This window comes from Micromonospora globbae (assembly GCF_003610785.1).
GTDB classification, from domain to species: domain Bacteria; phylum Actinomycetota; class Actinomycetes; order Mycobacteriales; family Micromonosporaceae; genus Micromonospora; species Micromonospora globbae.
In genome coordinates this window covers 1-8,446 of the sequence record NZ_RAQQ01000057.1, presented here as the reverse complement: position 1 = coordinate 8,446, position 8,446 = coordinate 1, and the positions used below count along the sequence as shown (strand labels likewise).

The window sequence follows — 8,446 nt, the reverse complement described above, 5'->3', positions numbered from 1 at the left end:
ATGCGGCCATCGCGTTCCTCTCCTTCTATGACTTGGTCGTCTCGAAGGATCACGCGATGGCCGTCTCCTATCTACGCAACACGCCCATCACGGGCAAGTCGTACACCACGTCCGTGGACGCAACCGCGGACTCAGCCGCCACAGCCAACGAGCGCGTTGAATTCGGTAATGATCCAGCCGCCATCCTCCTTCTTCCAGGTCAGCCTGGCGAAGTTCGGGCGGAACTCACCGTTCGCGTCCTTCGGACAGCCCGGTGACTTGGCGAAGTTCTCGTTGGGGTACTCGATCGTCCCGTGCAGCTTGATCCCCCGCTCCTCCGGCGGTGGACCCGTCTGCTTACTGGCAAAGGAGTCAACAACGCCTTCGCAGGTGGTGCCGGAGGCGTCATTCCATTGGATCATGCTGGTAACGAAACGCTTCGCGGCGTCAGGCGTCATCAACGTGCATACCCGTTGCGAGTCACCGGTGAACAGGGCCTCCATGACCATCGCGTAGGACTCTTCGGGAGTCTTCGGAAGGCCTGAACCGGCGCCACCGCCGGCATCCGCCTGACCGGCGCCGCAGCCGGCCGTCACTCCGACGGTGACAACAGCCAACGCGACACGTGCAACGCGCAGACGCACGACACTTTCTCCTTGTAGTGCTGGATGATGCAAGCAGGCAGGCCAGGGTGCCGATGCCCCGTGGGCCAACCGCCAAGATCGTAAAGCACTCACTCATCATCCCATCACCAGCCTTGTCTGCCGCGGGCTCTCGTCACTCGGGCGCGTCCGCCAACCGGACCACCACGCCGGCACCGGCCCCTCGGCGGGCTCACCGGGAACCGAATCAGACCCTCCCGCGTCGACGGCACGAGCCGGCCTGTCATCTGAATAGACGACAGGCCGGCGCGACGAATCAGCGGCATGCTCACTGACACTGGCGAACTCCACGCCAGAGGGGCAACGACCGCACACGGAGAAACTGGTGACCCTTCCACACGACAGTCATCCGACACCGGCCAGTCCGGACACCCCTTCGCAACACGATCAACCCTCGCCAGGCATGGCCCCGCCAGGCGAATCGTTTTCGGCACCCACGCCGCCGGCTGGATACGTGCCGCCGCCCGGCTACCAACTGGTCCCCGACCAGCCGTCGTCGGTGCCGCTGTCAGCGGTACAGCCCCCGGGCCGCGCTCGGCCGCCGGTGGACCCGCCAGCGGTGCCCGGCGCGCTGATCGGCTGCGGATTCCTCAACGTCCTCTCGCTGGTCTGGCTCTGGGTACCCTGGACCCGGGTCGGCGAGGGCACCTACCAATTCAGCGTCAACGGGTTCCTGACCGCGCCCCAGTGCCGAACCTGCAGTGACGCCCAGCTGTCCCTGTGGGCAATCCTCATCGTGCTCTGTGTCGGGCTGTCCGCCCTCGGTTGCCTCATCCTCATCTTCAACCGACAACTTGCGATCGCGAACGCTGTCATGTGGGGCAGCATCGCCACCGTGCCAGTGGTGATCATCAACATGGTCGCCTTGGTCGCCGCCGGGACACCGGACGACGACGATCCAGTCGGCCTCAGTTGGGGCGGCATCGCCGCCCTCGTCACCGCGATCGCCGCCGCCGCGACCAGCATGGCCATGCGCGAAGAGATCCGTCCGCCCAGGGAGTCCGCGTGGTAGCCGAACGTGAGCCAACCAGCACCGCTGCCCATCCTGGGCCCGGCACCCAGGGCACGGATCCCAGCGAGCCGGCCGCATCAGCCACACCGGTGCCACCCGGCTGGCGGCTGGTCCCCATACCCACGGCCGCGTCAAGCCCGCTAGCGCCCGCACCTCGTGCCAACGAGGTACGGAGGCGAGTCGCATGGGACGGAGGGCTGCTCGTCCTCACTCTCGCGGTGACCGCGCTCGTTGCAGCCACGACGAGTCTCTTCGACGGCGGCGGCCCGTGGTACAGCTTCGCGAGCCTCGGCCTGCTGGCCAGCGCCCTGTCCCTGTCCATCCGGGCTGGCACGGTGAACCTCGCCGTCGTTGGGATCGCTACGCTCGCCAGCGTTGTCTATGCCCGCCAGTTCAGCGACGGCGGCTCACCAACCGTCGCCCTAGCGGTCGCCGTCGCCGTCGCCGCGCTCGTGGGCCTCGCACTTGCGGTGACCGTCGTCCTGACCCGCGCTCCGGGCTGGGCCGTTTCGTTGATCGGCATCGCGGCTCTGTACGCCGTGCTGCTCGCACTGACCGACAACAAAGTCGCCCTGGCAGACGGCGCCGACATGCCGGATCACTCAGCCGGCCTGTGGTGGTCGATCGCGTCGGTCGTCATCGCGGTTGCTGGTGGAATCGCCGGACTGCTGCCAGCCGTACGGCGGTTCGGACGGCAGGTCGTCACCGCGATCCCCTTCGGCAACCGCCTCGGCCGGCCCCTGGTTGGCCTTCTCGGATCAGCCATCCTCGCCGGCTTGAGTGGTGTGCTCATGGTTCAGCAGTATTCGACCGTGCTTCCCTCGATCAGTTTCGAACGGCTCGCGCTCGCCCTCTCCGTGGTGTTGATGGCCGGTACCAGCCTGACGGCGGCACGCGGTGCGGTGGCGGGAGTGCCGTTGGCAACATGGCTCCTGGTCGTCGCGGGATTCGGCCTCGCCTCAGCGGGTGCACCCGAGTGGGTGATCATCGCAGCGCTACCGGCCGCGGCGGCGCTGCTCGGACTGGCCGGCGATCGCCTCATGACGGTCGGAGACCCATCCGTCAACCAACCACCATCTTAGGTGCTAGGCCGATCGAGTTGACCGCACGCACAGCCCATCATCGGCCGCCCATCGACCCGTCTGGAAGCGACACGGAGGCCTCGACCTGGAGGGGATTCCACGACATCCACCCCGGCGCCACGGCCTGGACTGTGGTGCTCCCCGGTTGGTACGGTCAACTCCGCGTTGATCTGCCGCATTGCCATAGCGCCGATGCCGTGCGGGGTGACGCGGTCGGTGGATGGGCTAGGTGCGCGGTGCCGAGAATCGCGGTGGTGGACGATCACCCGGTGGCGCGGCGAGGGCTGCACAGCATGCTGTCCGCGCTGCCTTCGGTCGAAGTGGTCGCGGCGGTGGCCGCACCTGTTCAGTTGCCTCGAACGGCTGACGGTCATGTTGACGCCGACGTTGTGCTCATGGACCTCTACCTGGACGGTGAACGCCCTGCTCTCGGGGCCATCGAGACGATCGCGACGCACCGCCCGGTTCTGGTGGTGTCCGCGTCGCGGGAACCGGCCGACGTCCTCGCCGCAATGCAATCAGGCGCATCGGGTTATCTGACCAAGCACGCTGACGACGAGGACTACGCGGAGGCGATCGCTGCGCTCGGCGAGGGGAAGTTCCACCTGTCGGCGCATCTGGCGGACGTGGTGCACATGGCCACCGGGCGCGGCGTCGAGTCCCGAAGTGAGGTGCTGTCTCCGCGGGAGCGGGAGGCGCTGGCGTATGTGGCGCGTGGCTTCACCCACCAGCAGACGGCCACCAGAATGGGGGTGTCGACGGCCACGGTGAACACCTACATCAGCCGGATCCGGGCCAAGCTCGGGTTGGGTAACAAGGCTGAACTGGCACTCGCCGCGCTGCGGCATCTGCCGCAGCGTTGACCCGTGCGTCGGCTGCGAGCGCTGGTAGCCCGGTCCGCGTCGCGATCCGCCGCCGACCGGGCGGAGCGGATGCTGACGCTCGTGGTGACTACCGCGCGTCTGGCCGCGCTGACCGGCTCCGTGGCGGTGCGGCTGCCCGGCGACCCGCGGGGTGTGCATTACACGCCGCTGCTCGTCCTGATCGCAGTCACCGCCGCGGCGACGGTCGCCGTCGGTATCGTCTGCTTGATCCAGGGTCGTATCCGAGGCTGGACCGCCGGTGTGGACACCGCTTGCGTCGTGACGCTGCTGCACCTCGGCGCGCAGGGGCAGGTGACCGGGCGTCCCAGCGACAACATGCTCTACGACTTCAGCATCGCGGCGGTGCTCCTCGCCGGCGCGGCGGCCTGGCCGGCTGCCGCCGCCGCGGCGGCGGCCAGCAGCTACGCGCTGGTCAATCTGGTCACCTCCGCACACGTCGGCGACGTGAACGAACCGTTGTGGAACGCCATCCCGAACTCGTTGACCTACCTGGGCGTCGCCGCCGTCACCGCTGTCATCGCCCGCTCGGTTCGAGGGCTCGCCGCCGCGCTCGACACGCACCGTGCGATGGCTGTCCAAGCCGGGGCCGAGTTGGCTCGAGCGCAGCAGCGGATGCGAGACGGTGCGCTCCTCAGCCGTCGCCTGAGGCCGATCATGGCCGAGCTCGCCAGGGCCGATCTACCCACCGACATCAAGGCGCAGATCCATCGGGAAAGAACCTGGCTCCATCGCATCGTTGCCGACGACCCTCCCGCTGCCGATCTCGTCAGTGGATTGACCCAGCAGGTAGCCGCTCGGCGCATCGACGGTCTGTCCGTCGAACTGAACCTCCTGAACCAGCCGCCGCCCTTGGCGGCCGACCAGCTGGCAGCACTGCTCGATGCGACCCGCGAGGCTCTCACCAACGTTGCCAAGCACTCCGGGGCGAGTTCGGCGCAGGTCAGCGTCGAGGCGACACGGCTCGGCGTGACAGTCACGATCACCGACGCCGGGCGTGGCTATGACGCTGTCACCCGCATCCCTGGATTCGGCCAGCGGGAATCCATCCTGGCTCGGATGCGCGCGGTCGGTGGCCGAGCCTCGATCGCTTCGGACCCAGGTCAGGGCACCGTGGTGCGTCTGTGGGCGCCGTCCGACCGCGTCGGCAGCCAGCGGATCCTAGGGCCCGAAGAGACATGCCCAGGGCCTGCGGCGACGCGGGCGACGGTCCGCGCGGTGTCGTGGTACGGCGCCGGCCGGGCGCGCACGATGGATGATCAAAGGTCGTGGTCGCCGGCGCGTCTGGCCGACGACGCGGTGCTCCGTGCCGCTGTCACGCTCCGCGTCGCGTCCGCGCTGATCGTCATCGCTGTGGTCCCGATGGTCTGGCCGCGGCTGTCATACCCCTTCTGGTCTACGCTGCTGGCCGCGAGCCTGGCGGCGATGAGCTTCGCCATCGCACGGCGCTGCATCGCCCAGAGACGTGTCAGTCCGGGGCACCTCTACGTGGAACTGCCAGCGGTGGCCGCCGCGCTGCTCGCCAGCGCGGTACTGCACTCCCCGATCGGCGTGGCCGGATGGACCGATTTCGCCTTTCCGTACGCGGTTCAGATGTCATTCGCCATCGGCTTGTCCTGTCGGAATCTGTGGGCCGCGGTCGGCTGCGGGCAGGTCTGGGCACTGGCCGCGGTGATCCGCAGCATGGGCATCGACGGGGCGTCGTTCGGCACATCGGTACTGGCTGTACCGGCGTTCGTTGTCGGTCCCGTCGCTGCCGGGCTCGGCGCCTGCCTCGCTCGTCGGGCAGCCACTGAACTCGCCGCGATCCATGAGTTGGAGGCCGCGCATGCTCGGAAGGCCGCAGCCACGGCGCAACGACGCCAGCACGCACGGGCCGTCCACGATCGGGTGCTGCAGACCCTGGAGACGCTCAGCCGAGGCGATTACCTCACCGACTCGGACCTGAGGCGACGTACAGCCGAACAGGCCGCGTGGCTCCGTCGTCATATCGAACAACCAGCTGACGAGCGGAGCAGAGAGGTGTCCGCCGCGCTCGCCGAGACCGTCGAGCGCGCCCGGCCGCCCGATCTCCGGCTGAAGCTGCTCGACGCCGGCCTTCGCCTCGATCCCGGACGTGCGCTTGGCCCGCCCCAACGCGAAGCGCTACTCGACGCCATCCGCCAACTGGTGGCCGACCAGCACACCGTCCGGGGGATCACGGTGCATGCAAGCTGGCACGGCGACGGCATCCTCGTCAGCATCGTCGCACCGGGCGCTCGCCTCAACACCCGTCGCCTCTCTGAACTGAACGGCAGGCTTGCCAGGGCGGGCGGCCACCTCAGCGAGATGGAGCCATCCGTCGAAGTGTGGGTGCCGAGCACTGCACCCACCCCCACTGGCCGGCTCTCCACCGGCCGCCACTGAAGTTCGTCGAGCAGCCTCGCTCGGTTGTTGATCCTTCCCGCGGATCGAGCGCCCCTTGGCTCCGACGCCGGCCCGGTGGCAAAGGGCGTTTCCGTCCACGCCACACAAGGTGAGGCCGCAGGCGTTCGGTCAGTGTTGCCAGCCGAGCAGGTGCCAGGACGCCAGCCATCCCAGGTAGGCCACGTTGAGCAGCACGAACAACGTGTATCCGGAGAGCCTGCCGCGGCCCTCGCCAGATTGCCGGGCGGCGTGAATCCCGATCGCGGCGGCGGCTACGGTCAGGGCGGCGCTGACCACAGGCAGCCCCAGCAGGACAGCGATCGGCGTGGGGATGCCGTAGAGAATCGCCGACGGATCAGATAGGGCCGCGCCGGCCACGACCGGAAAACCGATCAGGAAGCCGAGGTTGGCCGCGCCCAGTCCCGCCGCGAGCCACCGGCGTACTGTGACGGGCCGCCGCCGGCGCAATGCACCGGCCAGCGCGCCTACTAGCGCTGCCAGTGACCCCGCGGCGATGACGCCGACGATCCCAAGCTGCACCGGAGGCGACTCCCACCAGGGCATCCGTTGCAGGCTTGCGCTGCCCAGCAGCAGCCATCCATCGTCGAGCAGAACCCTGTCGTCCTCGCCTGGCCCCTCGTACACCGGTAGCCCGTTACGAGGGGTGGATCGGTACCGTTCGCCGTCGATCCTCAGGTCGTCACCGTCAGCGGTGACCCGGGTCGCGGTGAGCAGGGTGACGATCCGGGTGAAGCTGTCCGCGGGCAGCGTCGGATCCCGGTAGTACCCGGTGTGCTCCTCCACGTCGGTCACCGGTGGTCCATCGGGCAGCCGTTGGTTGCGGCCCTGTGGGAAGTACGCGGCCAGCAGACCCGCCGACGCGTCGCGGAGGAAGTCCGCAGCGGCGCTGCCACCGTCGGAGGCAGCCAGAAAGATGCCGAGTCGGTGCCCCGGGACGAGCACCATCCGGCTGAGGAAGCCAGGCGCCTGCCCGTTGTGGAAGACCGCGGTCTGGCCCTGTTCGTACCACCGGCTCCAGCCGTATCCGCGGCCGCGCAGGTCCGGGTGATGACTGAATTGTTGCGCCTGCATGGCGGTGACGCTCTTCCTTGACAGCACCGGATTCGGGCCGCCGAGCTGCGAGAGCATGAACCGGCCCATGTCCGCGCCGGTGGACAAGGCGTCGCCGCCGGGGCCGACAAGGCTGAAGTACGGCTCGCGCCAGGCACGATCACCGGAGTAGCCGACCGCGCAGTTGCTCGGCACGCCGCGCTGCGGGGTGGGGAACGTGCTCGCGGTCATACCCAGCGGTGCGAACACCGCCGTTTCCAGGTACCGGTCGAACGGCATGCCGGTGACGTCGGCGACCACCTGGCCGGCTACCGCGATCCCGACGGAGGAGTAGCTGATTCGCCGCCCGGGCGGAAACATCGCCTCCGGCGGGTGGTCTCGAAGATGCCGTCCGAGGGGTTGCCAGCCCTGCGGCCCGGTGGTGGCGGTCGCCACGCCACGCTGCTCCAACCCAGCCGAGTGGGTCAGCAGGTCGTGCAGGGTGATCGGCCGACCGCGGGAGGCGAGCGTGAACGCCCTCAGGTACTGGTTGACGTCGGTGTGGAGGTCCACCCGTCCCTCCTCGGCCAGGCGCATGACAGCCGTGGCGGTGAAGACCTTCGAGATGCTGCCGAGGTGGAAGCAGGTCTCCGGCAGCACAGGTGAGCCGGTGCGGCGGTCGGTGACGCCGATGCCGTGAACGTCCACGACCCGGCCGCCGCCGACGATCGTGACGACGGCGCCCGGCACCTGGTGGTCCTTCGCCAGTTGACGCACGAAGCGCGTCAACTCCGCGGGGTCCGTGGATTCGGGTGCGGATGTGACCGCCGCCGCGAGACGCTGCGGCGGTGCCGGCACCAGACCGAGCGCGACGACGGTGCCGGCGAGAACATACAGGAGGCGGCCGCGGTGACGGCCCATCCGGTTTCGTGGGTGAACGAGGGCGCGACCGCGGCGCTTCGCCTGCCGTGTCGGCGGCAGCCACGGCGCCAGGCGCGGAGGAACATGCCACATGCGACGAGAGTGCGCCGTGCACCGGCTGCCGTCCTCCGGTGACGTCCCCCAATTCGACCCTGAGCGATGGGTCTCGGCCTCCGGGCAGACCCGGATTGATCAGCTTCTCGCCCGCGAGTCCCCGGTCGCCGCAGAATGGTTGGGGACGAGCCGGGACTGCCCTGGGGAGCTGCCTTGGTCAAGATCGCCATCATCGACGACCACCCGATCGCCCGACGTGGGATCGCAGACGTCTTAGAACTCCTAACAGAATGATCTGGGCGGAGGTGGATTTGTCCCTCGTGGACGATCAACTACAGTGATCGGCCGTGAGGCGAGGTGAGCAGCCGCCGTGGATCGTCTCGGACGACCTGTGGGCCG

At 68.7% G+C, this 8,446-nt stretch carries 6 protein-coding genes; 4 read left to right on the top strand and 2 right to left on the bottom strand.

Annotation, left to right across the window (positions count from 1 at the left end; genetic code table 11):
* Positions 1-131: 131 nt before the first annotated feature.
* Complete coding sequence (locus D7I43_RS31735; RefSeq protein WP_147427370.1) at positions 132-623, bottom strand: hypothetical protein; 492 nt, start codon at positions 621-623, stop codon at positions 132-134.
* 343 nt (positions 624-966) lie between these two features.
* Between D7I43_RS31735 and D7I43_RS32925 the strand changes: the two genes are divergently transcribed.
* The 4 genes from D7I43_RS32925 (at position 967) to D7I43_RS31720 (ending at position 6,022) form a co-directional block, all read left to right on the top strand.
* Complete coding sequence (locus tag D7I43_RS32925; protein ID WP_158610202.1) at positions 967-1,653, top strand: hypothetical protein; 687 nt, start codon at positions 967-969, stop codon at positions 1,651-1,653.
* 218 nt (positions 1,654-1,871) lie between these two features.
* On the top strand, positions 1,872-2,735 hold the full coding sequence (locus D7I43_RS32920) for a hypothetical protein (RefSeq protein WP_158610201.1): 864 nt from the start codon (positions 1,872-1,874) through the stop codon (positions 2,733-2,735).
* A gap of 254 nt (positions 2,736-2,989) precedes the next feature.
* On the top strand, positions 2,990-3,598 hold the full coding sequence (locus D7I43_RS32915) for a LuxR C-terminal-related transcriptional regulator (RefSeq protein ID WP_158610200.1): 609 nt from the start codon (positions 2,990-2,992) through the stop codon (positions 3,596-3,598).
* 69 nt (positions 3,599-3,667) lie between these two features.
* Complete coding sequence (locus D7I43_RS31720; RefSeq protein WP_120332242.1) at positions 3,668-6,022, top strand: sensor histidine kinase; 2,355 nt, start codon at positions 3,668-3,670, stop codon at positions 6,020-6,022.
* Positions 6,023-6,151: 129 nt separating this feature from the next.
* On the opposite strand, the gene D7I43_RS31715 is transcribed toward D7I43_RS31720, so the two are convergent.
* Entirely contained in the window at positions 6,152-7,930 is a 1,779-nt protein-coding gene (locus D7I43_RS31715) for a serine hydrolase domain-containing protein (RefSeq protein WP_158610199.1), read from the bottom strand.
* Between the last annotated feature and the right edge of the window lie 516 nt (positions 7,931-8,446).